Below are 23825 nucleotides of genomic sequence, written 5' to 3'. Positions count from 1 at the left end.
CCCGTCTGCCGGGCCGCGCATCTTACAGCAGAGTTCGAAGTCGTCAACCGATTTCGTACCGCTTTCGATCCGCCCCGCGTCGCTCGGTGAATGCAGCTCGGCGGGGCGCGCATTGTGCACAGCTCAAGCTGAATAGGGAAGGGGGTCAGCGAAAATAATTCGACTTGACCGCCGCGCCGCGCTGCCCGATGGTCGCCGCACCCCTCTGGCAACAAGGAACACGCTCGATGTCCAAGCTACGTCTGTTGGCCGCCTGCTGCGGCCTGGCCCTGTCCGGTTGCGCCAGCGGCGCCGACACCTGGGTGGAGCTGGCCGGGCAGCGCTATACGGTGGAAGTCGCCGACGACGACGAAGAGCGCGCCATGGGCCTTATGTTCCGCGAGGAAATGGCCGTCGACCGCGGCATGGTCTTCATCCACGAGCGCCAGGAACCGCAGGCCTACTGGATGAAAAACACCAAGATTCCGCTGGATATCCTGTACTTCGACAACGACCGCAAGCTGGTGTCGCAGCAGCGCGACGTGCCGCCGTGCTCGGCCGGCAACCAGTGCCCGCCCTACCCCAGCGCCGCGCCGGCGCGTTACGTGCTGGAACTCAACGCCGGCCAGGCGGCCAAGCTGAAACTGCAGGACGGCGCCGTGCTGACCTTCGGGCCGGGCCTGCCCAAGCCCTGAACCGCCTAGGCGCTCAGAGCTCCATCATCTCGAAGTCGTCCTTGGTCACGCCGCAGTCCGGACAAGTCCAGGTATCGGGCACGTCCGCCCAGCGGGTGCCCGGGGCAATGCCCTCTTCCGGCAGGCCCTTGGCCTCGTCGTAGATGAAACCGCACACGACGCACATCCAGGTGCGGAAGACGGTGGCGGCGGCGATCTCGGACATATGGGCGGATAATGGCTGTCTTGCGGGACGCGTATTGTCCCACCCCCGCCGCGCCCACGGAAGCGCCGTCATGCATTCATCCTGGCCGCGCCGCGGCGTCTACGCGATCACCCCCGACGAAACCGACGACCGGCGCCTGCTCGCGCGGGTCGAGACGGTGCTGGCCGCCGGCGCGGCCTGGCTGCAGTACCGCAACAAGGCCGCCGACGAAGCCACGCGCGAGCGCCAGGCGCGCGCCCTGCTGGAGCCGTGCCGGCGCCATGGCGCGCCGCTGATCGTGAACGACGACTGGCGCCTGGCCGCGCGGATCGGTGCCGACGGCGCGCATCTGGGCGAGGACGACGGCGATATCGCGGCCGCGCGCACGCTGCTGGGCGCGGACGCGATCCTGGGGGTGTCCTGCTACGACCAGGCCGCGCTGGCCCGCGCCGCGGTCGCCGCCGGTGCCGACTACGTCGCCTTCGGCGCGTTTTTCCCTTCGCCGACCAAGCCCAATGCGCGCCGCGCCACGCCGCAGCTGCTGCGCGACGCGGCGGATTTGAACGTGCCGCGGGTGGCGATCGGCGGCATCACCCCGGACAATGCGCCGGCGCTGGTCGCGGCCGGCGCCGACCTGCTGGCGGTGATCAGCGGCGTGTTCGACGCGCCGGATCCGGCCGCCGCGACGCGCGCTTACCGCGCCTGTTTCGACTCCGTTCCCCTTTACTGAAGACCCTTGCCCGCCCATGAATAACGCCCGTTCGCACGCCCTGTTCACCCGCGCTTCCGAGCTGCTGCCCGGCGGCGTCAATTCGCCGGTGCGCGCGTTCAAATCCGTCGGCGGCGAGCCGTTCTTCGCCCAGCGCGCCGAAGGCGCGTATCTGTACGACGTCGACGGCAACCGCTATGTCGATTACGTCGGTTCCTGGGGCCCGATGATCGCCGGCCACGCCCATCCGCAGGTGCTGGACGCGGTCGCGCGCACCATGCGCGACGGCCTCAGCTTCGGCGTGCCCAATGCGCTGGAAGTGACCATGGCCGAGGCGATCACCTCGATCGTGCCCAGCTGCGAGATGGTGCGCATGGTGAACTCGGGCACCGAGGCCACGCTGTCGGCGATCCGGGTCGCGCGCGGCGCGACCGGGCGCACGCGCATCGTCAAGTTCGAGGGCTGCTACCACGGCCACGGCGACAGTTTCCTGGTCAAGGCCGGCAGCGGCGCGCTGACCCTGGGCCTGCCGAACTCGCCGGGCGTGCCCTCGGCGCTGGCCGATCTGACCCTGACCCTGCCCTACAACGATTTCGACGCGGCGACGCGTCTGTTCGACGACGTCGGCGACCAGATCGCCGGCCTGATCATCGAGCCCATCGTCGGCAACGCCAACTGCATCCTGCCCAAGGACGGCTATCTGCAGCACCTGCGCGAGCTGTGCACGCGCTACGGGGCGCTGCTGATCTTCGACGAGGTGATGACCGGTTTCCGGGTCGCGCTGGGCGGCGCGCAGCAGCGCTACGGCATCAAGCCGGACCTGAGCACCTTCGGCAAGATCATCGGCGGCGGCATGCCGGTCGGCGCCTACGGCGGCCGCCGCGATCTGATGAGTCAGGTCGCGCCCAGCGGCCCGATCTACCAGGCAGGCACGCTCAGCGGCAATCCGGTGGCGATGGCCGCGGGCCTGGCGACGCTGGACCTGATCCGCGCGCCGGGCTTCCACGATGCGCTGGAACGCAGCACCCACGCGCTCTGCGACGGCCTGGAAGCGGCCGCGCGCGAGGCCGGCGTGGCCTTCCACACCACTCGCGCGCCGGGCATGTTCGGCCTGTATTTCCGCGAAGGTCCGGTCGAGAGCTTCGCCGACGCCATGGCTTCGGACACGCAGCGCTTCAACCGTTTCTTCCACGGCATGCTCGAGCGCGGCGTGTACCTGGCACCGTCGGCGTTCGAGGCCGGCTTCATGTCCAGCACGCACGGTGAGGCCGAGATCGCGCACACGCTGGAAGCCGCGCGCGCGAGTTTCGCGGCCTTGTGATACGCGCCCGCCTGCGTTCGCGGCGGCGACAGCAAGTTCTCAGACACTGGAACTCGCCTCGATTGTTCCGTGATGCGCATTCGATTCGGGCAGAAGCGCGCCCGGATCGCCGCAGGTATGCTTGGTCTGGCTACTAGGTTGTGATTTTCGATTCCTCTCGAATGCGAATAACCACAAGGACCGACCATGAAGCCCCACTCGTACCTGTTCGTCGCGCTGCTCGGCGCGGCCTCGATCCATAGCGCGATGGCGGCCCCGCCGCCCGGAACCGATACTCAACCGCGTTTCATTCCCTACGAAGTCCTCGTCAAGTTCAAACCTGGCGGGGAAAAATCGGCGCTGGCCGCCGCCTCGGCCGATATCGCACTGGAGCGGCCGTCCCAGCATTTCTGGGTCGCGAAGATCCGCCGCCCGAACGCCGCACGTTCCGACAAGGATGCAGCGAAGGCCGAAACCCTGGCCCTGCTGGCCGAATTGCGCCAGCGCGCCGATGTGGAATACGCGCAGCTGAACTATCTGTTCGAGTTCTCCAGCGACCCCCTGTTCGCGGACCAATGGCACTACCCGCTCATCTCGCTGTCAAACGCATGGGCCGCCTCGGGCAGGGGCAATGCCTCGGTACGCATCGCCGTACTCGACTCGGGCCGCTCGGATCATCCGGATTTGAGCGGCCGCTTCATGGTCGACGAGTACAACATGATCGACGAGTACAACGCCCCCGCGCCTGGTCAGCCCGCTAAGGACAATGGGAGCTGGCGCCACGGCACCCACGTGGCCGGCATCGTCGGCGCCACGGTCGACAACAACATCGGTGGCGCGGGCGTCTGTCCGGGTTGCACGCTGATGAACGTGAAGGTCGGCGACAGCGATACCGGCATCGTCGCTCCGGGCAGCGGCGACGACAACCCGAACACGCTGTGGATCACCAACAGCATCGATTGGGCAACCGAGAACGGCGCGCGCGTCATCAATATGAGCTTCGAGTTTCCCGGCGCCTGCACTCAGGTGTCTTTCCCGGTCCTGCGCGCGGCCATCCGCCGTGCCCGGGACAATGGCGTGACGCTGGTCGCCGCCGCGGGCAACGGGTCTGGCAGCGTCGACAACGCGACGCCGGCGTCCTGCCCCGACGTGATCTCGGTCGCCGCCGTCGATCCCAGCAGTGCCCTCGCGCTCTACAGCAATCGCGGGCCGAACATCGGCATCACCGCTCCCGGCGGCGGCGGCTCGTACTTGTACGATTCGAACGGCAACGTCCTACCGACCTCGACGATCTATGGCGGCATGCTGGTCCGGATGGATGTGCCGCAGTGCAACCCCGATCTCGCGAGCTCCTTCAATCCCGATATCAGGCAACGCGGCGTCGTATCGGCCTGGACCACGTCCCCAGCGAGCGGCAATTCGCATTGCTATCGCTACCTGTCGGGCACCTCGATGGCCGCGCCCCACGTCTCCGGGACCGTCGGCCTGATGCTGTCGGTCAAGCCGAACCTGCGCCCCGATCAAGTCGGTCGGATCTTGCAGCAATCCGCGACCGCGCTCCTGTCTTGCGGCACCAACTGCGGCCCCGGCCTGCTCAACGTCGCGAACTCGGTGGCGTTAGCGGCGACCACCAGCACCGGGCCGTGCAGCGCCGGCAATCCATCTTACCCGTTGAGCTGCAGCATCGAAGGCCTCAGCCAGTACGTCAACGGCAGCGGCACGCTGGTGGAATCGGTCTATGCCTACGGTTACCGCTGGCAGTTCGATGCAGCCGGCAATCAAAGCGGCGTGGCGAAAAAGTTGAATGCGTTCCCGCACTATAAGGACGGCCCTTGTCAGTACGCGCCGGCCGGCCAGATTTGCACGCTCGATTCGGTGACCACGCTCGACTATCCGGAGTTCGGCTATATCGAATCAGTGACCGCCTACGGCCGCTTTTGGAACTTCGACCAGAACAACAGCCAGTTGAGCGGCAGTGGATCGCTTTTGACCAGCGTGCCTCGCTACGCCAATGGGCCTTGTGCCTACGCTGGCGGCGCGCCTTGCACCTTCGACACGCGCGACATGTTCAATCCGCCGCAATGGGGCGGGCTGTACGAATCGATCACCGCTTACGGACGTTATTGGACTTACGACGCAGCCGGCTCGCTGATCGCCACCAACACGCTGTTGAGCACTCCGCGCTATGCCAATGGCCCCTGTGCCTATCGGCCGGCGGGAACGACTTGCAAGTTCGGCAGTCGCGAGCAGCGGAGCGGGCCGAACGGCATCATCGAAACGGTGACCGCGTACGGCCGCTACTTCGAATGGGACGGAAATGGCAACCCGACCGCGAACAACGGCGTGCCCCTGAACGATATTCCGCGCTTGCACTGATCCGCGGCGCGCCCGGGATCGGCACGAGCGATGGCTGTCGCCATCCGAGGCGGCGCGTCGCAATCGTGTAGCGGCAAAAACGGCCGGCGAATTCGCCGGCCGTTTTTGCCCGCTCTCGAGTCCACATCAGAACACGAAGGTCGCGCTCAGTCCGATGTTGCGGCGCGCACCGAACCAGCAATCGCCGCGACCCATGCAGATGCTGAAGTAGCGCTTGTCGGTCAGGTTGTTGACGTTGAGCGCCCAGCGCCAGGCGCCGGTGTCGTAGGACAGCAGGGCGTCGGCCAGGGTCACCGACGGCGTGGTCGGCGCGGGCGGGCTGTCGAAGGCGCTCATGTAGCGCAGGCCCAGGCCGGCGGCGAAGCCTTCGCGGCCTGCGACGCGGAAGCGCTGCTTGCCCCAGACCGCGGCCTGGTGGCGCGGGGTGTTTTCGAGCTGCTTGTCGTTTTCCAGATAGTTGTAGTGCGCGGTGATGTCGAACGAGTCGGTGAGCCGGCCGCTGACTTCCAGCTCCAGGCCGTTGACCTTGGTCTTGCCGGCCTGGATGTTGGTGTTGGGGTTGCGCGGATCCGGGACCAGGCGATTTTCCTCGCGCAGCTCGTAGGCCGCAGCGGTGAAGCTCAGATCGCGTCCCGCCGGCTCGAACTTCAAGCCGGCTTCGACCTGCTCGCCCTTTTGCGGCGTGTAGCGCGCGCCGGTGATGGCGTTGGTGCCGGCCAAGGGCGTGAAGGACTCGCTATAGCTCACGTACGGCGACCAGCCGGCCCAATCGTGGAACATCAGGCCCAGGCGCTTGGTGGTGGCGCTGGAGTCTTCGTCGACGGCGCCGGCCAGCCCGTTCTTGACCCGGTCGTGGCGCAAACCGGCCACCACGATCCAATGCTCGCCGAACCTCATCTGGTCCTGCAGGTACAAGCCGACCTGGCGTTGGCTGGTCCTGACCGGTGCGCCCAACGCCGGCGGCGTATAGGGCGTGTACACCGGGTCGAAGATGTCCACCGGCGGCACGTTGCTGTCGAACAGCTGCGCTTCGTCCTGCTTGAACCGCACCGCGTCCAGGCCCAGCAGCATCTGATGCTCGATCGCGCCGGTCTTGAAGCGCCCCTCGACGTGCTGATCGATGTTCTGCATCCGCACCTGGGTCTTGGCGAACCAGCCTTCGCGCGGCAGCAGGCGCTGTTGCGGGTCGAGGAAAGGATCGGTCGGGTTGGCGAAGGGATTGCCGTAGACGCTGGCGTAATCGACCTTGTTGCGCGCGGCGCGGAAGGACTGACGCACGCTCCAGTTTTCGTTGAAGCGATGCTCGAACAACCAGCCGGCGGTGCTGCGGTCGGTGTCGTAGTGATCGCCGGGATTGCCGATGTAGCGGCGGGACGGCACGCGCCCGTTCGGGTTGGGCGCCAGCAGGCCGCTCCAGCCGAAGAACTGCGAGGTCGAGCCGGTGCGGTCGCGCTGCCAGCGCAGTTGCAGGGTCAGCGAGGTGTCCTCGCTGGGCTTCCAGGTCAGCGAGGGCGCGAACAGGCGGCGGTCGTCGTCGACCTGATCGACCTGGGTTTCGCTGTCGCGGTACACACCGACCAGGCGGTACAGCCAGGTGCCGTCGTCGCTGAGCGGGCCGGTGAAATCGGCGTTGAGCTGGCGGCGGTCGTAGCTGCCGATCTGCACGCCGATCTCGCGCCGGGTTTCGGCCTGCGGGCGCTTGCTGACCAGGTTGACGATGCCGGCGGTGCTGCCCTGCCCGAACAGCATCGAGGCCGGGCCGCGCAGCACTTCGATGCGCTCGAGCATGTAGGGATCGGTGCGCGCGCTGCTGGTGTAGTAGTTGAACGCGTTGCGCAGGCCGTCGAGGTATTCGCTGGGGGAACTGCCGCGGATCAGGGTCCAGTCGCCGCGCGAATCCAGGCCGTAGGCGTCCGAGCGCACGCCGGCGGCGTAGTTGAGCGCGTCCTGCACGCTCTGCGCGCCCTGGTCGCTCATGCGCTCCCGAGTCACCACGGTGATCGCCTGCGGCGTTTCCGAGATCGGGGTGTCGGTCTTGGTCGCGCTGCGGGCGTTGGCGGCCTTGTAGCCCTCCACGGCCGCGCCCTCCACGACCACATGATCCAGGGTGGTGGCGCGGTCGGCCGCCGCATCGCCGCCATCGGGGCTGGGCGAGGTCTGGGCCAGCGCAACAGGCGCGGTCAGGGCAAACACGAGCGCCACGGCCAGGGGGGCCGGGGTGATACGAGAGCGGGGCATGGGGTCTCCGGCTGGATTTAGTAAACGATAATCATTATCGTTTAGTTAAGCAGCGGATGCCAAGCCTTTCAGGCCTTCGCATCGAACGGATGCGACGCGGCGGATGGCGTCAGTAGTGGGCGGACAGGCGCTCGGCGATGCGCTGCGCGAGCGCATCCAAGTCCTCGCGCGCGAGCGGCGCGGGCAGGCCGCGTGGGTACGCGTCGAGCAAGCCGTCGCCGTGGCGGCGGGGCTGCAGATGCAGGTGAAAGTGCGGCACTTCCTGCATCGCCGCCGCGCCGTTGGACTGCCACAGGCTGAGCCCGTCGGGGCGGCCGTCGGCGGCCAAGGCGCGCGCGATGCGCACCGCCAAGCGCATCAGATGCGCGGCGGTGGCTTCGTCCAAGGCATAGAGGTCGGGCACGTGCGCGCGCGGCACGATCAGCACATGGCCGCTCACGGCCTGGCGCAGATCGACGAAGGCCAGCGCGAGCTCGTCTTCGTGCACGAGGCTGACCGGCGCGGTGCCGGCCGCGATCGCGCAGAAGACGCAGTCCTCGCTCATCGCATCCTGGGCCGCCGCTTAGCGGCCCACGAACGCCGCCAGCGCCGCGCGCAAACGCGTCAGGCCTTCGGCGACGTCGGCGTCGGAGATATTCAGTGCCGGCACGAAGCGCAGCACGTCGGGGCCGGCCTGCAACAGCAGCAGGCCGTGGTCGACGCAGCGGTCGAGGATCTCGCCGGCCTTGCCGGCGTGCTCCGCGCGCAGCTGCGCGCCCAGCATCAAGCCGCGGCCGCGCACTTCGGAGAACAGCGAGAACTCGTCGTCCAGGGCCGTCAAGGCCGCGCGCAGCGCCTGCGACTGGCGTTCCACATTGGCCAGCAGCGCCGGCGACGACAGCTCGCGCAGGGCCGCGTTGGCGACCGCGGCGGCCAGCGGATTGCCGCCGAAGGTGGTGCCGTGGGCGCCGAACTGCATGCTCTGGCCGGCGCGCGCGCCGACCAGCATGGCGCCGATCGGGAAACCGCTGCCCAGGGCCTTGGCCAGGGTGACCACGTCGGGCACGACCTCGTAGCCATGGCAGGCGAACAGCCGACCGGTGCGACCCATGCCGCATTGGATCTCGTCCAGGATCAGCAGGGCGCCGTGGCGGTCGCAAAGCGCGCGCAGGCCGCGCAGGAACTCCGCCGTCGCCGGCGTCACCCCGCCCTCGCCCTGCACCGGCTCGACCAGCACCGCGCAGACCGCGCCGTCGGCCATCGCCGCCTCGGCCGCGGCCAGATCGTTGAAATCGCTGTAGCGGAACCCCGGCGGCAGCGGCTCGAAACCCTCGTGGTACTTGGGCTGGGCGGTGGCGGTGACGGCGGCCAGGGTGCGGCCGTGGAAGCTGCCGCGGAAGCTGAGGATGGCGCGGCGCTCGGGCTCGCGCCCCTGCGCGGTCGCCCACTTGCGCGCGAGCTTGATCGCGGCCTCGTTGGCTTCGGCGCCGGAATTGCAGAAGAACACCCGCTCGGCGAAGCCCGAGGCGCTCACCAGCGCTTCGGCCAGGCGCAGCGGCGGCTCGCTCACGAACACGTTGCTGGTGTGCCAGAGCTTGCCGGCCTGCTCGGTCAGCGCCGCGATCAGCGCCGGATGGGCGTGACCTAGCGCGTTGACGGCGATGCCGGCGCCGAAATCCACGTACTCGCGGCCGTCGCGGTCCCAGATGCGCGCGCCCTGGCCGCGGTCGAGCACGATCCGGCGCGGACGGTAGACCGGCAGGTAATAGCGCTCGGAAAGGGCGAACAGCGATTCGGTCGAGGCGGTCATCGGACGCAGGATCGGTTGGGGAGAACGCATATTCTCGCCCAAGTCGGCGGCCGGCGCTGGCGTTGCGGCGCGACGCCGACGCGACGGCTCAGTCGAAGCAGTGCGGCACGAAGCGGCTGCTGTTGCGGGTGATGCGGTCGCCGTCCTCGCGCACGCCCAGGCCCGCGGCGGCGTCGCCGACCACCCACGCGCCGAGCACGGCGTGGCCGGCGGCGCTTTGGTACAGCGGCGAATAGGCCTGGTAGACCGTGTCCGGCGCGGCCATCAGCGGCGGCCGCTCGAACATCGCCACGCCCTCGCCCTCGCGGCCCAGACGCGGTTTGGCGACCAGCGGCCCGTCGATCGCGGCCGGATCGTGCGACGCCGCCAGCAGGTTGGGATGGCCCGGGAACAGGCGCCACAGCAGCGGCAGCAGGGATTTATTCGACAGCAGCTGCTTCCAGGCCGGCTCGATCCAGCGCATCGGCGCCGTCGGCAGGTGTTCGGCGAAGGGCTCGTCCAGCAACCATTCCCAGGGATAGAGCTTGAACAGCTGCGCGATCGGGCGGTCTTCGAGATCGACGTAACGCTGTTCGAGCCAGCCGATCTCGGAGATGTCCAGGGATTGGGTGGCGTAGCCGGCCTGGGCGCAGGTCTCGCGCAGGTATTCGACGGTGGCCCGGTCCTCGGGCGCCTCCAGGCAGCCGGCGAAATGCACCCGCGCACCGGCGGGCAGGACCTGCGGCCAACGCTCGACCAGGCGCTCGTGGATCAGATTGAACTGATCGGCGCCGGCGGCGGTGTCCTCCAGCCAGTACCACTGCACCACCGCGGCCTCGAACAGCGAAGTCGGGGTGTCGGCGTTGTACTCGAGCAGCTTGGGCTCGCCGTGGCCGTCGTAGGCCAGGTCGAAGCGGCCGTACACGGCCGGTTCGCGCGCACGCCAGGAGCGCTCGACCAGTTCGGCCGCGCGCGCGTTCAAGCCCAGTTCGAGATAGTCGCCGCGTTCGACGACATGCGCCACGGCCTGCAGGCACAACTGATGCAGCTCGCCGGTCGCGGCCTCGATGCGGTCGATCTGCTCGGCGCGGAAACGGTAGCAGGCGTCGTCGACCCAATAGGCGCCGTCGAGGCTGTGGAAGTCGAAGCCCAGCGCCTCGACCCGCGCGCGCCAGTCCGGTCGCGGCGCGCAGCGCTCGCGACGCATCAGGAGCGGACCGAGCGCGCGGTGCCGGTGCGGCCGAAACCGCCGCGATAACCGCGCTCCATCGTCGGCGCGCGGTATTCGCCGTCGCTGCGGTAGCCGCTGGCGGTGCCGTAGCCGCCGTAGTAACCGCGGTGATGGCGGCAGCGGTTGCCGGCCTGGGCGTCGCGCGGATCCTGGGCCTTGTCCGGATACCAGGGGCCGTACCAGCGCCCGTTCTCGTAGACGCAGCGGTCGCTGTAATCGCATTCGCAGCTGTAGCGATCGGCATAACCGCCGCGCTGCACCGGTTCGGCGGTGAGATCGCGCACGATCGGATAGCCGATCAGCGCGGCGGCCCCCAGCCACAGCAAGGGCACCTCGTAGGAGCGTTTGCGCTTGAGCGGGCCAGGCTGCGTGATCGTCGGCGTGGCTTGCGAGGAACTGCGTTTCTTCGCCATCGTCAGTAGGTCATCGCCGCGGCGTTGATCAGGCCCACGCCCAGGTGCAAGGTCGCCGACAGGAGCGCGGCCGCCTGTTCGCCGCGCTCGATGCGCGCGGGAAATCCGGGCAGCAGCAGGCGGGTGAGCAGGTGCGCGGCGGCCTGCGCCAGCATCGCGACCGCGCCCCACACGGCCAGGTCGATCAGGCTGAGGCTGTGCGCCATCGCGCTGGCCAGGGGCAGGCAGAAGCCCAGCAAGGCGCCGGCCAGGGCGGTGCTGGCGGCGAGGTTGCCGTCGCGGATCAACTGCAGTTCGCGATGCGGCGTGAACTGCAGATAGACCGCCAGGAACAGGGCGACGAATCCCAGCCCGACCGCGAAATAGCCGGCGAACGCCGGCAAGCCCTGCAAGTACGACATCCCCATCCCCGATCGGAAAAGCCCGCAGACCTTAGCCCGCTCGCACGGGACCGACAAGACGGCATGCGCCAGGACGCACTGTGCGCTGCGTCATGCGATGCGCGGCCCAGCGCGCGCAGAATCGGGAACCACCCCCTCAGGACCTACACGCTCATGACCCAGCCGCGCCGCTCGTCGTTCGCCTGCCTGTTGTCCGCCCTGCTCGCCGCCGGCGCCGCCGCCGCGGCACCGTCCGATGCGCCGGCGCCCAAGATCGCGATCACCGAGACCGCGGCCTTCGACGCCGCCTCGGTACCGGCCTACGCCGGCGACTACGCCGACGTCTACGCCCACTTGGAGAAGAACCGCGCGCAGGATCTGGAGCAATTGCGGCGCTGGGTGCGGCAGCCGTCGATCAGCGCCCAGAACAAGGGCATCCAGGACATGGCGGAGCTGCTGCGCGCCGACCTGCAGGCCCTGGGCTTCCGCGACACCGCGCTGGTGCCGACCGCCGGCCATCCGGGCGTGTACGGCTATTACGACGCCGGCGCCGAGCACACCCTGGTGGTGTACATGATGTACGACGTGCAGCCGATCGAACCCACCGGCTGGAAGGTCGACGCCTTCAAGGGCGAACTGGTCGACGAGCCCGGCCTGGGCAAGGTGCTGATGGCGCGCGGCGCGACCAACCAGAAGGGTCCGCAGCGCGCCTTCCTCAACGCGCTGCAGGCGATGATCGCGGTGCGCGGCAAGCCGCCGGTGAATCTGATCGTGCTGGCCGAGGGCGAGGAGGAGTTGGGCTCGCCGCACTATCCGGAAGTGGTGGCCAAGTACGAGGCGCAGCTGCGCAAGGCCGACGGCGTGTTCTTCCCGATGAACACCCAGGGCCGCGACGGCGAGCCGAACATGTTCCTGGGCGTGAAGGGCATCCTGTATTTCGAGCTGGAGGCGCGCGGCAATCCCAAGACCGGCGGCTCGCAGAAGAGCGAGGTCCACGGCTCGATGGCGGCCACCCTGGATTCGCCGACCTGGCGCTTGGTGCAGGCGCTGTCGACCCTGACCACGCCCGAGGGCGAGATCGCGGTGCCCGGCTATCGCGACGCGATCCGCCCGCCCAACGCCGAGGAACAGCGCCTGTACAACGGCCTGATCCGCGACCGCGAACAGGACGCGGCCAAGAATCTGGAGGTGCTGGGCGCCACGCGCTGGAAGAACGGCCGCAACGTGCGCGAGGCGGTGGCCTCGGAGCTGTTCGACACCACGCTCAACATCGACGGCCTGGTCGCGGGCTACACCGGCGAAGGCGTCAAGACCATCCTGCCGCACCGCGCGGTGGCCAAGATCGATTCGCGGCTGGTGCCCAACCAGACCCCGGAACAGGCGTTGGCGCTGATCCGCAAACAGCTCGACGCGCAGGGCTTCGACGATATCGTGGTGCGCCAGCTGTCGGGCTACCCGCCGGCGCAGACCTCGGTGGACGCGCCGCTGTCGCGCGCGGCGATCGGCACCTACCGCAAGTACGGCTTCACTCCGACCATCGCTCCGCGCCTGGCCGGCAGCGCGCCCTACTACGTGTTCACCCAGACCCTGGGCCTGCCGATGATCGCCGGCGGCCTGGGCCACGGCAGCGGCGCGCACGCGCCCAACGAGTACATGGTGGTCGAGCCGCAGGCCGGCTCGAAGATCGCCGGGCTGACCCAGGCCGAGCGTTTCTACGTCGATCTGATGTATGCGCTGTCGGACGCCTTGAAGACGACGAAGAAATAAGCACGCCGCGGCGGGCGCGGCGGTTCGCTGCGCACGCCGCATCGACGGCTTGCGCGCCGGATCGCGAATGCGATCCGGCGCATGCCGCCGCGCTCAGCGCCGGTGCTTGGGCGCGCTGTCGAAATCCAGGAACAGATCCGGCAGCAGCGGCTGGCCAGGATCGACCGCGTAGGGCGTGAAGTCGGTGACGCCCAGCGCGAACAGCACGTCGTCGTCGATCAGGAAGTGGCCGTAGTAGCCCTGCGCCGGCCGCACCAGCACCGCATGCGCGGCGTCGGCGACGATCTCCGGGGTGCGGCAGCGTTCGGCCTGCACGCCCGGGATCATGTTGATCGCGTCGGTGGCGATCACCGTGCGCGGCCACAGGGCGTTGACCGCCACGCCCTGCGGGCCGAACTCGCCGGCCAGGCCCAGGGTGACGAAGCTCATGCCCATCTTGGCCAGGGTGTAACCGGTGTGCGGCGTCCACCACTTCGGGTCGGTGCTCAGCGGCGGCGCCAGGGTCAGGATGTGCGGGTTGGGCGCCTGCAGCAGATGCGGCAGGCAGGCCTGCGCGCACAGGAAGCTGCCGCGCGCGTTGACCTGCTGCATCAGGTCGAAGCGCTTCATCGGCGTGTCCAGGACGCCGCGCAGCCAGATCGCGCTGGCGTTGTTGACCAGGATGTCGATGCCGCCGAAGGCGTCCACCGTGGCCGCGACCGCGGCGCGGACCTGGTCCTCCTCGCGGATGTCGCACTTGAGCGCGAGCGCGCGGCCGCCGGCGGCCTCGATCTCGGCCGCGACGCTGTGGATGGTGCCGGGCAGCTTGGGGTTGGCGACTTCGGACTTGGCCGCGATCGCGACGTTGGCGCCATCGCGCGCGGCGCGCAGCGCGATCGCGCGCCCGATGCCGCGCGAGGCGCCGGTGATGAAGAGGGTCTTGCCGGACAAACTGCTCATGGGAACTCCTTGGGGGAACGCCGGCGGCGATCGCCTGCGCGACCGCGGCCTGGTCGTGACGTGATTCGTGGGCGGCGGCGCCCGCCAGCGCAATCGATCCTAGCCGAGGCGTCGCACCATGCGCTCCCGGCCCGCCTGCGTACGGACGCGGCGGACCGAGCCTTCAGGGCTTGGGTCCCTGCCCTTCGTTGTCTTCCCAATGCAGGATACGCCGGGTCACGAAGCGGTACACCGGTTTGCCGGTCGCGAACCAGGCCTCGCGCAGCCAGGAATGCCGCTTCAGCAGTCGCCGCTCCACCGGGGTCAGGGCCTGCGGGCAGTAGGTGCGCTTGTGCTTGAGCAGGTGGCGCAGGTCCTCGCGCGCGAGCAGGCGCAGCCAGCGCGCGCGCGGCCGGCCGCGCATCGCGAGCTGGAAATCGATCACCGCCGGCGCGCCGTCGGCCAGGACCAGCCAGTTGGCCTCCTTGGCCAGGTCGTTGTGGACGATGCCGCTGCGATGCAGTTGCTGCAGCAGGCGGCGCGCACGCTGGAAGTAGGCCAGATCGCCGTGCGGGGGGCGCTGGTACATGGCCGCACCGTCGAGGTAGCTGCGGTCGAGCCGGCGCCCGTCCCAGCGCAGCAGCTGCGGCGCGGCCAGGCCCTGCACGCAACGCAGGGCCAAGGCTTCGCGCCGCGCCAACCACCACGCCGGCAGGCGCAGCCACAGCGGCACGTGGGCGAGGTCGCGGCGCACGAACAGGCCCTGCCCGTCGCGCATCAGCGCGATGCGGCCGAAGCTGTCGGCCTTGAGCGCGGCGATTTCTATCGCCGGGATTGGGGATTCGGGATTCGGGATTGGCAAAGGCGGGGCGCGCTGTATTGAAGATCCGGAGCAGGCTGGGGCCAGTGTATCGACGCGCCGCACCGGCGCTCTACGAAGCCCGAATCCGCAATCCCGAATCCCGGCTCCCAGCGATGTCGGCTGTCACGAGCGCAGTGTACCGGCGCGACGCATCGGCGTTTTTGCCAATCCCGAATCCCGAATCCGCAATCCCGGCTCCTATAATCGGCCGATGGATTCAGTCTGGCTCGAAAGCGCGACCGCATGGATCGCGGCGAACCCCACCGCCGCCGGCGCGGTGATCTTCCTGATCGCGTTCTGCGACGCCCTGATCATCGCCGGCATCGTGGTCCCGGCCCTGCCGCTGTTGTTCGCGGTGGGCACGCTGGTCGGCCTGGGCCATATCAGCGGGCCCTACGCACTGACCTGCGCGGCCGCGGGCGCCTTCGTCGGCGACGGGCTCAGCTACTGGGTCGGCTATCGCTGGGGGCCGCAGCTGCGCCAGCGCTGGCCGTTCTCGCGCTACCCGCAGTGGCTGGACCGCGGCGAGCAGTTGTTCCGCCGCCACGGCAGCAAGAGCATCCTGATCGCGCGCTTCGTCGGCGCGGTGCGGCCGTTCGTGCCGGCGATCGCCGGCATGCTGCACATGCCGGCGCGGCGCTACGCCCTGCCCAGCTTGTTCGCCTGCATCGCCTGGGCGGCCGCGTTCCTGGCGCCGGGCTGGGTGCTGGGCGCGTCCTACGACGCGGTGGCCGCGGTCGCCGACCGCCTGGCCCTGGTGCTGGGCGGGCTGCTGGTCGCGGTCGCGCTGGTCTGGGCCTGCGTGCTCTACACCTGGCGCTGGTTCGCCGCGCACGCCAACAACCTGCTCGCGCGCGCGCTGCGCTGGACCCGCCGGCATCCGCACATGGGCCGCTACGCCGAAGCCCTGATCGACCCGAACCGGCCGGAGTCGGCCTCGCTGGCGATCCTGGCGGTGTGCCTGCTCGGCATCAGCTGGGTCTGGTTCACCCTGCTCGCCACCCTGCTCGCCAGCGGCGGTCCGCTGGCGCTGGACCACAGCATCCACGAGCTGATGTGGAGCCTGCGCAATCCGCTCGCCGACCGCCTGATGGCGGCGCTGGCCAGCCTGGGCGACGCCGCGGTGCTGGCGCCGGCGGCGCTGGTCGCGCTGGGCTATCTGCTGTGGCGGCGGCGCTGGATGGCCGCGGCGCACTGGGTTGCGGCGATCGTGTTCGGCCTGGCCCTGACCTCCCTGCTGGAAGCGGCGATCGACATGCCGCGTCCGCCGACCGCGCCGGCCGGCTTCGGCTTCCCCTCGGTCGCGGTGACCATGACCACGATCGTGTTCGGTTTCTTCGCGGTGCTGATCGCGCGCGAGCTGCCGGGGCGGCAACGGGTGTGGCCGTACCTGCTGGCGGGCGTGGTCACCACCCTGGTCGGCTTCGCCCGCCTCTATCTGGGCGCGCATTGGCCCAGCGATCTGGTCGGCGGCACCCTCTTCGGCATCGTCTGGCTGCTGGTGCTGGGCATCGCCTATCGCCGCCACGTCGCCCGCTCGTTCTGGATGCGGCCGCTGGCCTGGCTGTTCTACGGCAGCTTCGCGGCCGCGGCGCTGTGGCATGCGCCGCGGTCGGCCGATGCCTTGCTGGCCAAGTTCGCCGCGGCCGCGCCGACCCGCGTGCTGTCGATCGACGCCTGGTGGCGGCGCGACTGGGCGACCCTGCCCGAGCACCGCAACGAACGCGACCTGCGCCGGCGCTGGCCGCTGGACCTGCAGGTCGCCGGGCCGCTGGAGCCGCTGCGCGCGACGCTGGTGGCGCAGGGTTGGCGAGTGCAGCCGCAGGCCGATTGGATGGCCACGATCATGTTGCTCAACGACGAGGCCGCGCCGCTGAAGCAGGCGGTGCTGCCGGCCACCCTGGACGCGCAGGCCGAGTCACTGCTGTTGCTGCGCGCGAGCACGCGCCCCGACGAGCAGTACGCGCTGCGCCTGTGGCCGGCGCCGGCGAAACTCGACGACGGCACGCCGCTGTGGCTGGGCACCAGCCAGGTGCTGCGCCTGAACAAGCCCCTGGACGCGGCGGCCTTGTGGCTGCCGACCAGCGACGACGTGCGCGCGCATGCGACGGTGCGCGCGGCGTTGAAGGAGTTCAGCGCCATCGAGGCCTCGGGGCTGCACGGCACGCCGGTGCTGCGGCTGCGGACGCTGCCGGTGGGCGGGGAGTTGCCGGAGGGGCGCGGGCCTTAGGGCTGATTGCGGCGCAGTTCCAGGCCTCAGGTCCATGCCGGATGCGGAGTTCGATGCGATGCGGTTCGCCTTCGGCTCACCGCATCCTACGGGAGCCGTTGGCCTGAACTGACCGGTTCTTAAGCGTGCCTGGGCCGACGCGGCATCGTCGGAGGCGCGCCGACGCGATGCGATGCGGTTCGCCTGCGGCTCACCGCATCCTACGGACCGCGATCAGGGCAGCAGGCCCAGCAAGCGGTCCAGGCGTTCGTGGGGGTCGTCGATCTGCAGCAGGGCCTGGCGCTGGGCATGCTGCAGCGGCAGCAGTTCGGCCAGGCGCCAGCCCACCCAGGCCGCGTCTTCCATGCGCAGCCGCGGCGCCAGCGCGTGTTCGCCGCCGTAGCGGTCGATCAGCTCCTGCAGCAAGGTCGCGAGCAGGCCGTGCTCGGGACGCAGCGCCTGCTCGGGGTCGGGCGCGCACCATTCGATCTCGGCCACCTGCAGGCCGTTGTCGCGCACCCGCACGCGGCGCGCGTGGAAGCGGCGGGCGCCGCGCACGCGCAGGGTCAGCAGGCCGTCTGCGCCGGTGCCGAAATCCTCGATCACCGCTTCGGTGCCGAAGGCGGCGGCGCTGGCCGGCGTGCCGGCTTCCTCGCCGTCGATGATCAGGCATACGCCGAAGCCGCGACCGCGGCGCCCGCAGTCGCGCACCAGATCCAGATAGCGCGGCTCGAACACGCGCAGGCCGAGCGCGGCGCCGGGCACCAGCACCGTATGCAGGGGAAACAGGCCCAGCGTTTCCGGGCTGGACGCGGTGGCATCGGGATCGAGCGACATGCCAGCCAGTGTACCCGCGCCTCGCGCGCGGCTATCGCCTCACTGGGGCTGGGGCTCCAGCAGCTCGATCAGGGCGCGCCGCTTCTTGCGCGACAGGCGCTGGACCAATCCGGCCAGCTGCAGTTCGTCGGGATCCCCGTAGTGACCGCTGCCGTCGCGGACCGACACGCCGTTGCCGTCGACGCTGCCGCGCCCGGTGCTCAGCCATTCGAAGCTCACGCGCTGCTGCCTGGCGATGTCGATCATGCGCTGCAGTTCGGGCAGGGACAGCCCGGCCAGCCATTTGCGCGCGGTCTCGCGGCTGACGTTGTACTGGATCGCGAGGGCGCCGATGCGGCCACGGCCCTTGATGAAACCGGAATAGTCCAGCGCGTGGCGCAGGCGCTGGGCGAAGTCGTGGTGGATTGAGTTCATGCGGTACCGCCCATGCATCCTGCCAGGCCGAAACGGACCGCCCGGGCGGGCGCGGAGGCAGCGCACGGGCAGCGAGAATGACGCAACTCATTGTTGCGTATCCCGCAGCCCAGAGTGGCACTTTTGGTATGCACGAATAGCAATTTTAAGTTGCTATCGCCCAACGACCGGCCGTGTGCGATTTCTTGATGCCAAACCAGCGCAACTAGGCACTACTGAGGTGATTTATAAGCGTCAATAATGTGTCGATACGCCAGGGATCCAATGGATGGCCGCAAGAAGCGGCATTAAAAACCGCTTCAATAGGCACATTCAGATTGGCGTTATCGCGGACGGGCGACTGGCCAACGACCGCCCGTGACGCGCTCAGCCCGCGTGATCTCGCAAGGCCGCGAGGAAGCGACGCGGCGCGCCGTCGAAGCCGCCGTTGGACATGAAGACGACATGGTCGCCGGCGCGGGCGCGGGCGCGCAGGGCGGCGATCAGGGCCTCGGCGTCGGCCACGGTCACGCCCTCGCCGCGCAGGCCGGCGACGACCTGGCCGGCATCCCAGGCCAGTTCCGGGCGATGCAGGAACACCACCTCGTCGGCACCGTCCAGCGAAGGCGCCAGGGCCGCCGCGTGCGCGCCCAGGCGCATGGAATTGCTGCGCGGCTCCATCGCCACCACGATGCGGGCGGCGCCGACCCGGGCACGCAAACCGGCCAGGGTGGTCGCGATCGCGGTCGGGTGGTGGGCGAAGTCGTCGTAGACGGTGATGCCATCGGCCTGCCCGATCACTTCCAGGCGGCGCTTGACGCTGCGGAACGCGGCCAGGGCCGGCAGCACCGAGACGACCTCGACGCCGACCGCGTGCGCGGCGGCCAGCGCGGCCAGCGCGTTCATCACGTTATGGCGGCCCAGCAACGGCCAGCGCACTTCGCCGATCTCGATGCCGTCGTGGACCACGACGAAGGCGCTGCCGTCCTCGGACAGCAGGCGCGCGCTCCAGGTGTAGGCGGCGCCGTTGCCGGCATCCAGACCGAAGGTCTCCACCGGCGTCCAGCAGCCCATCGCCAGCACTTCGGCCAGGCGCGCGTCCTCGCCGTTGACGATCAGGCGGCCGCGGCGCGGCACGGTGCGCACCAGATGATGGAACTGGCGCTGGATCGCGGCCACGTCTGGGAAGATGTCGGCGTGGTCGTATTCGAGATTGTTGAGGATCGCCACCAGCGGCCGGTAATGGACGAACTTGCTGCGCTTGTCGAAGAAGGCGGTGTCGTACTCGTCGGCCTCGACCACGAACTCGCGGCCGCCACCGACGCGCGCGGACACGCCGAAGTCCTCGGCGACGCCGCCGATCAGGAAACCGGGCGAACGGCCGGCGGCTTCGAGCAGCCAGGTCAGGATGGTGGTGGTGGTGGTCTTGCCGTGGGTGCCGGCGACGGCCAGGGTATCGCGGCCCGGCAGCACGCGCTCGGACAGCCACTGCGCGCCGGAGGTGTAGCGGCGGCCGTCGTCGAGCACCTGCTCGACCGCGTCGTTGCCGCGCGAGAGCGCGTTGCCGACCACGATCTCGTCGCAGTCCGCGGAGATGTGCTCGGGCCGGTAGCCCTGACGCAGGGCGATGCCGAGCTGTTCGAGTTGGGTCGACATCGGCGGGTACACCGCCTGGTCGCTGCCTTCGACCTCGTGGCCGAGTTCGCGCGCGAGCGCGGCGACGCCGCCCATGAAGGTTCCGGCGATGCCCAGAATATGTAGCTTCAAGATCCGACGTTCCTGAAATGCTGCGGCGCGCTCGCACACCGCGCTTAAGTGTTGCCGCGGCGACTAGATTCGCGCGTCCCTGCGCTCATCAAGTCGCTCCAGCCCTACGCTTCCGGCTACGGGCGTTCGCCAGCGCGCGAGCCGATGGCTCGCAAACGCGCTGACTCACCCAACCACCGGCGCCGGCGACAGCGCCTCGACGATGCGCGTGAACACCTCGTCCAGCGAGCCCACGCCGTCGATCGCGGTCAGGCGGCCGTGCTGGCGGTAGTACTCGATCACCGGCGCGGTCACGTCGTCGTAGACCTTCAGGCGCGTGCGCACGGCGTCGGGACTGTCGTCCTTGCGGCCCTGCTCGGCGGCGCGGCCGGCGATGCGCTCGACCAGCAGCTCGATCGGCACCTCCAGCTGCACGGCGTAGTCCATGGGCTGGCCGATCTTCTTCAGCAGCACGTCCAGCGCGTCGGCCTGGGCCAGGTTGCGCGGGTAGCCGTCGAGAATGAAGCCGCCGTGGGTGTCGGGACGCGAGAAACGATCCTCCAGCATGCCCAGCAGGATCTCGTCGCTGACCAGGTTGCCGGCATCCATCACCGCCTTGGCCTCCAGACCGAGCTTGCTGCCGGCCGCCACTTCGGCGCGCAGCAGGTCGCCGGTGGAAATGTGCGGCACCTGCAGGTGATCTTTGAGCCGCGCTGCCTGCGTGCCCTTGCCGGAACCGGGCGCGCCCAGAAGTACCAATCGCATCTACATCGCTCCTAGAACAAGAATGGCTCGCGCGGCCGGCGCTCTCTCGGGAGCGGCCTGGGTCGCGTGCCCGGGGCGCGGCGCTACACTCAGCCGTCGCCACCCCACCGCCGGGCGTCAATATTGCGGTCAGCTTACCGCAATCCGGCGTCAATCCTGGAACCCCCCATGGCCTCTGGAACCCTGCTGTACGCGCAATCCGGCGGTGTGACCGCCGTCATCAATGCCACCGCCTCGGCCGTGATCGAAACCGCGCGCGCGCGCAAGGTCAAGGTGCTGGCCGCCCGCAACGGCATCCTCGGCGCCCTGCGCGAGGACCTGATCGACACCTCCAGGGAATCGGCGGCCGCGATCCGGGCCCTGGCCCATACCCCGGGCGGCGCCTTCGGCTCCTGCCGGGTCAAGCTCAAGTCCCTGGACGCCGACCGCGCCCGCTACGAGCGCCTGCTGGCGGTGCTCAAGGCCCACGACGTGCGCTGGTTCCTCTACAACGGCGGCAACGACTCGGCCGATACCGCGCTCAAAGTGTCGCGGCTGGCGGCCGAATTCGACTACCCGCTGACCTGCATCGGCGTGCCCAAGACGGTCGACAACGACCTGGCCGTGACCGACTGCTGCCCCGGCTTCGGCTCGGCCGCCAAGTACACCGCGGTGTCGGTGCGCGAGGCGGCGCTGGACGTGGCGGCGATGGCCGAGACCTCGACCAAGGTCTTCGTCTACGAGGCCATGGGCCGCCACGCCGGCTGGCTGGCCGCGGCCGCCGGCCTGGCCGGCGAGGGCCCGGACCAGGCCCCGCACCTGATCCTGTTCCCGGAACGCCCCTACGACGAGGCCGATTTCTTCAAGCGCGTCCAGGCCGTGGTCGAGCGCGTGGGCTATTGCGTGGTGGTGGCCAGCGAGGGCATCCAGACCGCCGACGGCCGCTTCGTCGCCGACGCCGGCGGCGGCAAGGACTCCTTCGGCCATACCCAGCTGGGCGGCGTGGCCTCGCACCTCGCCGGCCGGGTCAAGGATGCGCTGGGCTACAAGGTCCACTGGACCCTGCCCGACTACCTGCAGCGCTCGGCCCGCCACCTGGCCTCCAAGACCGACGTGGAGCAGGCGCGCGCGGTCGGCAAGGCCGCGGTCGAGTACGCGCTCAAGGGCCGCAACGCGGTGATGCCGGTGATCGTGCGCAGCGGCGACACGCCGTATCGCTGGAAGATCGAGGCCGCGCCGCTGGACAAGGTCGCCAACCACGAGAAGAAGATGCCGGCGGCTTTCATCCGCAAGGACGGCTACGGGATCACCGCCGCCGCGCGCAAGTACCTGGAGCCGCTGATCCGCGGCGAGGCGCCGCCGCCCTACGGCCGCGACGGCCTGCCCAAGTACGTGGCGCTGAAGAACCTGGCGGTCAAGCGCAAGCTGCCGGACTTCGCCGGCTGAGGCCGCGGGCGTGCTTGCCACGGCGGCGCTGCGGCCCTGGGTCGCGCAGGTTTGGGCCTGCGCGCGCCCGACCGCGCCGCCCGCGCATGCGCGCGAACATTCGCTGCCCAGCGGCGCCATGCACCTGTCGATCCGGCTGGACGGGCCGCCGCTGCGGATCTACGCCGATGCCGGCGATCGCCAGGGCCGCCGCTACAGCGCGGCCACCGTCGGCGGCGTGCGCGCCGGCTACTGCATCAAGGACACCGCCCAGCCCGCCGCCTCGGTAGGCGCGGTGCTGCGCCCGGGCGCGGCGCTGGCGCTGTTCGGCGTGTCGGCGGCCGAGCTCGCCAGCGGCCACGTCGATCTGGCGCAGTTGTGCGGCCGCGAGGCCGAACTGCTGTACGAGCGCCTGGCCGCCGAGGCCGAAACGGGCCGCCGCCGCGCGGTGCTGCTGGAGTTTCTGCAGGCGCGCCTGCGCCGCGCGCGCGCCGGGCGCGGATTGGATCCGCAGATCGCGCAGGCGCTGGCGCGGGTGCAGCGCGCGCCGGTCGATGTCGATGTGGCCGCGCTGGCCGATGCCTGCGGGCGCAGCCACCGGCATTTCATCGCCGGCTTCCGCGACGCCGCCGGCCTTGCGCCCAAGCGCTATGCGCGCGTGCTGCGCTTCCAGCGCCTGCTCGCCGCGCTGGCGGCGACGCCGCGCCCGGCCTGGGCGCAGCTGGCCCTGGACGCGGGCTATTTCGATCAGTCGCACCTGATCCGCGAGTTCCGCGAATTCGCCGGCGTGAGCCCGCGCGAATACGCCGCGCGCGCCCCCGCTTCGCCGAACCACCTGCCGTTGAGTTGAAGCGCCAGGGCCGCTTTCTGTGGGAGCGGCGTAAGCCGCGATCGCGTTGCCGCACCCGGCGCATGACGTCCGTGAGCTTCGTCGTTGCCGCCTGCCCATCGCGGCTTACGCCGCTCCCACACAGGGCAAGGTCCGCACCGCCGCCGCGGACGCCCGCACGCGGCTCGCCCGCAGCGACGCCGAATCGGTAAATTCCGTCCAATCGCGGAGCCCGCCCCGGGGCGCAGGCTGGCCCGCACACCCAACCGCGGAGCCCTGCCATGGCCGTACACGAACTGTTCCCCTACCTCTGCGTCGCCGATGCCCGGGCCGCCGTCGAGTTCTATATCCATGCCTTCGAGGCCAGCGAGAAGTTCCGCCTGGTCGAACCCGGCGGCCGCGTCGGCCATGTCGAACTCGACCTGGGCGGCAGCACCCTGATGCTGTGCGAGGAGTATCCCGAGATCGATATCCGCCGCCCCGAACCCGAACGCGGCCACAGCCACACCCTGCATCTGCACGTCGACGATGCCGACGCGACGGTCGCGCGCGCGGTCGAGGCCGGCGCGCGTCTGGCAATGGCGCCTCGCGACCATTTCTACGGCGAGCGCTCCGGTACGGTGATCGATCCCTTCGGCCATCGCTGGAACATCGGTCACAGCATCGAGACGTTGACGCCCGAGGAAATGCAGCGCCGCTACCCCGCCGATCCCTGCGACTGAGCGCACCCAACGCACGCCCGGGCGCAGGAATGCGAACGCGATAACGGAATTCCTGCCGGATTGTCGTTGAATCGACTGGGCTAATCCGGCAATCTGCGGC

At 69.7% G+C, this 23825-nt stretch carries 22 protein-coding genes; 9 read left to right on the top strand and 13 right to left on the bottom strand.

The window, feature by feature from the left end; all coding sequences use genetic code 11:
* Positions 1 to 227: 227 nt before the first annotated feature.
* The gene (locus V1318_RS20500) at positions 228 to 674 is read left to right on the top strand and encodes a DUF192 domain-containing protein (RefSeq protein ID WP_332941619.1); all 447 of its coding nucleotides are present in this window, start codon (positions 228 to 230) and stop codon (positions 672 to 674) included.
* A gap of 13 nt (positions 675 to 687) precedes the next feature.
* On the opposite strand, the gene V1318_RS20495 is transcribed toward V1318_RS20500, so the two are convergent.
* Positions 688 to 879, bottom strand: coding sequence for a rubredoxin (locus V1318_RS20495; RefSeq protein WP_056180017.1), 192 nt, complete (start codon positions 877 to 879; stop codon positions 688 to 690).
* 70 nt (positions 880 to 949) lie between these two features.
* Between V1318_RS20495 and thiE the strand changes: the two genes are divergently transcribed.
* From thiE to V1318_RS20480, 3 genes are all read left to right on the top strand, one after another.
* Positions 950 to 1588, top strand: coding sequence for a thiamine phosphate synthase (thiE, locus tag V1318_RS20490; RefSeq protein WP_332941618.1), 639 nt, complete (start codon positions 950 to 952; stop codon positions 1586 to 1588).
* A gap of 16 nt (positions 1589 to 1604) precedes the next feature.
* A complete protein-coding gene (gene hemL, locus V1318_RS20485; protein WP_332941617.1) occupies positions 1605 to 2888 on the top strand; it encodes a glutamate-1-semialdehyde 2,1-aminomutase in 1284 nt (427 codons plus the stop codon).
* A 186-nt stretch (positions 2889 to 3074) separates the two neighbouring features.
* Entirely contained in the window at positions 3075 to 5243 is a 2169-nt protein-coding gene (locus tag V1318_RS20480) for a S8 family serine peptidase (RefSeq protein WP_332941616.1), read from the top strand.
* A 126-nt stretch (positions 5244 to 5369) separates the two neighbouring features.
* Here the strand turns inward: V1318_RS20480 and V1318_RS20475 are convergent, their stop codons facing one another.
* The 6 genes from V1318_RS20475 to V1318_RS20450 form a co-directional block, all read right to left on the bottom strand.
* A complete protein-coding gene (locus tag V1318_RS20475; RefSeq protein WP_332941615.1) occupies positions 5370 to 7481 on the bottom strand; it encodes a TonB-dependent siderophore receptor in 2112 nt (703 codons plus the stop codon).
* 109 nt (positions 7482 to 7590) lie between these two features.
* Positions 7591 to 8025 carry an HIT domain-containing protein gene (locus V1318_RS20470; protein ID WP_332941614.1) on the bottom strand — a complete coding sequence of 145 codons (435 nt, stop codon included), beginning with the start codon at positions 8023 to 8025 and terminating at the stop codon, positions 7591 to 7593.
* Positions 8026 to 8043: 18 nt separating this feature from the next.
* The gene (locus tag V1318_RS20465; RefSeq protein ID WP_332941623.1) at positions 8044 to 9270 is read right to left on the bottom strand and encodes an acetylornithine/succinyldiaminopimelate transaminase; all 1227 of its coding nucleotides are present in this window, start codon (positions 9268 to 9270) and stop codon (positions 8044 to 8046) included.
* An 88-nt stretch (positions 9271 to 9358) separates the two neighbouring features.
* On the bottom strand, positions 9359 to 10456 hold the full coding sequence (locus V1318_RS20460) for a glutathionylspermidine synthase family protein (protein WP_332941613.1): 1098 nt from the start codon (positions 10454 to 10456) through the stop codon (positions 9359 to 9361).
* Positions 10456 to 10893, bottom strand: coding sequence for a hypothetical protein (locus tag V1318_RS20455; protein ID WP_332941612.1), 438 nt, complete (start codon positions 10891 to 10893; stop codon positions 10456 to 10458). The genes V1318_RS20460 and V1318_RS20455 overlap by 1 nt, the downstream gene beginning before the upstream one ends.
* Positions 10894 to 10895: 2 nt before the next feature.
* Positions 10896 to 11294: a DUF350 domain-containing protein gene (locus V1318_RS20450; RefSeq protein ID WP_332941611.1), complete on the bottom strand. Its 399-nt coding sequence runs from the start codon at positions 11292 to 11294 to the stop codon at positions 10896 to 10898.
* A 153-nt stretch (positions 11295 to 11447) separates the two neighbouring features.
* Between V1318_RS20450 and V1318_RS20445 the strand changes: the two genes are divergently transcribed.
* The gene (locus V1318_RS20445; RefSeq protein WP_332941610.1) at positions 11448 to 13040 is read left to right on the top strand and encodes a M20/M25/M40 family metallo-hydrolase; all 1593 of its coding nucleotides are present in this window, start codon (positions 11448 to 11450) and stop codon (positions 13038 to 13040) included.
* Positions 13041 to 13133: 93 nt separating this feature from the next.
* On the opposite strand, the gene V1318_RS20440 is transcribed toward V1318_RS20445, so the two are convergent.
* Positions 13134 to 13979 carry an NAD(P)-dependent oxidoreductase gene (locus V1318_RS20440; protein WP_332941609.1) on the bottom strand — a complete coding sequence of 282 codons (846 nt, stop codon included), beginning with the start codon at positions 13977 to 13979 and terminating at the stop codon, positions 13134 to 13136.
* A 163-nt stretch (positions 13980 to 14142) separates the two neighbouring features.
* A complete protein-coding gene (locus tag V1318_RS20435; protein WP_332941622.1) occupies positions 14143 to 14793 on the bottom strand; it encodes a serine/threonine protein kinase in 651 nt (216 codons plus the stop codon).
* A gap of 238 nt (positions 14794 to 15031) precedes the next feature.
* On the opposite strand from V1318_RS20435, the gene V1318_RS20430 reads away from it, so the two are divergent.
* A complete protein-coding gene (locus tag V1318_RS20430) occupies positions 15032 to 17050 on the top strand; it encodes a bifunctional DedA family/phosphatase PAP2 family protein (RefSeq protein WP_332941608.1) in 2019 nt (672 codons plus the stop codon).
* Between the two features lie 213 nt (positions 17051 to 17263).
* Here the strand turns inward: V1318_RS20430 and V1318_RS20425 are convergent, their stop codons facing one another.
* The 4 genes from V1318_RS20425 to V1318_RS20410 form a co-directional block, all read right to left on the bottom strand.
* The gene (locus V1318_RS20425) at positions 17264 to 17866 is read right to left on the bottom strand and encodes an LON peptidase substrate-binding domain-containing protein (RefSeq protein WP_332941607.1); all 603 of its coding nucleotides are present in this window, start codon (positions 17864 to 17866) and stop codon (positions 17264 to 17266) included.
* Between the two features lie 39 nt (positions 17867 to 17905).
* The gene (locus V1318_RS20420; RefSeq protein ID WP_332941606.1) at positions 17906 to 18280 is read right to left on the bottom strand and encodes a DNA-binding protein; all 375 of its coding nucleotides are present in this window, start codon (positions 18278 to 18280) and stop codon (positions 17906 to 17908) included.
* A gap of 366 nt (positions 18281 to 18646) precedes the next feature.
* Complete coding sequence (mpl, locus tag V1318_RS20415; RefSeq protein WP_332941621.1) at positions 18647 to 20029, bottom strand: UDP-N-acetylmuramate:L-alanyl-gamma-D-glutamyl-meso-diaminopimelate ligase; 1383 nt, start codon at positions 20027 to 20029, stop codon at positions 18647 to 18649.
* Positions 20030 to 20191: 162 nt separating this feature from the next.
* Positions 20192 to 20770, bottom strand: coding sequence for an adenylate kinase (locus V1318_RS20410; protein ID WP_332941605.1), 579 nt, complete (start codon positions 20768 to 20770; stop codon positions 20192 to 20194).
* 168 nt (positions 20771 to 20938) lie between these two features.
* Between V1318_RS20410 and V1318_RS20405 the strand changes: the two genes are divergently transcribed.
* The 3 genes from V1318_RS20405 (at position 20939) to V1318_RS20395 (ending at position 23725) form a co-directional block, all read left to right on the top strand.
* Positions 20939 to 22195, top strand: a complete 1257-nt coding sequence (locus tag V1318_RS20405; protein ID WP_332941604.1) for a 6-phosphofructokinase — start codon at positions 20939 to 20941, stop codon at positions 22193 to 22195.
* 10 nt (positions 22196 to 22205) lie between these two features.
* Positions 22206 to 23024 carry a helix-turn-helix transcriptional regulator gene (locus V1318_RS20400; RefSeq protein ID WP_332941603.1) on the top strand — a complete coding sequence of 273 codons (819 nt, stop codon included), beginning with the start codon at positions 22206 to 22208 and terminating at the stop codon, positions 23022 to 23024.
* 260 nt (positions 23025 to 23284) lie between these two features.
* The gene (locus tag V1318_RS20395; RefSeq protein WP_332941602.1) at positions 23285 to 23725 is read left to right on the top strand and encodes a VOC family protein; all 441 of its coding nucleotides are present in this window, start codon (positions 23285 to 23287) and stop codon (positions 23723 to 23725) included.
* The last annotated feature ends 100 nt before the right edge of the window (positions 23726 to 23825 follow it).

The sequence above is a fragment of the Lysobacter sp. CCNWLW3 genome (genome assembly GCF_036697405.1).
GTDB lineage: Bacteria > Pseudomonadota > Gammaproteobacteria > Xanthomonadales > Xanthomonadaceae > Lysobacter.
The sequence above is the reverse complement of the archived record's forward strand: the minus strand, read 5'-3'. Positions and strand labels throughout refer to the sequence as shown.

Bases quoted from the DNA above. Each gene is read 5' to 3' on its own strand.
- V1318_RS20500 (WP_332941619.1), top strand. From the start codon at position 228: ATGTCCAAGCTACGTCTGTTGGCCGCCTGCTGCGGCCTGGCCCTGTCC.
- V1318_RS20495 (WP_056180017.1), bottom strand. From the start codon at position 879: ATGTCCGAGATCGCCGCCGCCACCGTCTTCCGCACCTGGATGTGCGTC.
- thiE (WP_332941618.1), top strand. From the start codon at position 950: ATGCATTCATCCTGGCCGCGCCGCGGCGTCTACGCGATCACCCCCGAC.
- hemL (WP_332941617.1), top strand. From the start codon at position 1,605: ATGAATAACGCCCGTTCGCACGCCCTGTTCACCCGCGCTTCCGAGCTG.
- V1318_RS20480 (WP_332941616.1), top strand. From the start codon at position 3,075: ATGAAGCCCCACTCGTACCTGTTCGTCGCGCTGCTCGGCGCGGCCTCG.
- V1318_RS20475 (WP_332941615.1), bottom strand. From the start codon at position 7,481: ATGCCCCGCTCTCGTATCACCCCGGCCCCCCTGGCCGTGGCGCTCGTG.
- V1318_RS20470 (WP_332941614.1), bottom strand. From the start codon at position 8,025: ATGAGCGAGGACTGCGTCTTCTGCGCGATCGCGGCCGGCACCGCGCCG.
- V1318_RS20465 (WP_332941623.1), bottom strand. From the start codon at position 9,270: ATGACCGCCTCGACCGAATCGCTGTTCGCCCTTTCCGAGCGCTATTAC.
- V1318_RS20460 (WP_332941613.1), bottom strand. From the start codon at position 10,456: ATGCGTCGCGAGCGCTGCGCGCCGCGACCGGACTGGCGCGCGCGGGTC.
- V1318_RS20455 (WP_332941612.1), bottom strand. From the start codon at position 10,893: ATGGCGAAGAAACGCAGTTCCTCGCAAGCCACGCCGACGATCACGCAG.
- V1318_RS20450 (WP_332941611.1), bottom strand. From the start codon at position 11,294: ATGTCGTACTTGCAGGGCTTGCCGGCGTTCGCCGGCTATTTCGCGGTC.
- V1318_RS20445 (WP_332941610.1), top strand. From the start codon at position 11,448: ATGACCCAGCCGCGCCGCTCGTCGTTCGCCTGCCTGTTGTCCGCCCTG.
- V1318_RS20440 (WP_332941609.1), bottom strand. From the start codon at position 13,979: ATGAGCAGTTTGTCCGGCAAGACCCTCTTCATCACCGGCGCCTCGCGC.
- V1318_RS20430 (WP_332941608.1), top strand. From the start codon at position 15,032: ATGGATTCAGTCTGGCTCGAAAGCGCGACCGCATGGATCGCGGCGAAC.
- V1318_RS20425 (WP_332941607.1), bottom strand. From the start codon at position 17,866: ATGTCGCTCGATCCCGATGCCACCGCGTCCAGCCCGGAAACGCTGGGC.
- V1318_RS20420 (WP_332941606.1), bottom strand. From the start codon at position 18,280: ATGAACTCAATCCACCACGACTTCGCCCAGCGCCTGCGCCACGCGCTG.
- V1318_RS20410 (WP_332941605.1), bottom strand. From the start codon at position 20,770: ATGCGATTGGTACTTCTGGGCGCGCCCGGTTCCGGCAAGGGCACGCAG.
- V1318_RS20405 (WP_332941604.1), top strand. From the start codon at position 20,939: ATGGCCTCTGGAACCCTGCTGTACGCGCAATCCGGCGGTGTGACCGCC.
- V1318_RS20395 (WP_332941602.1), top strand. From the start codon at position 23,285: ATGGCCGTACACGAACTGTTCCCCTACCTCTGCGTCGCCGATGCCCGG.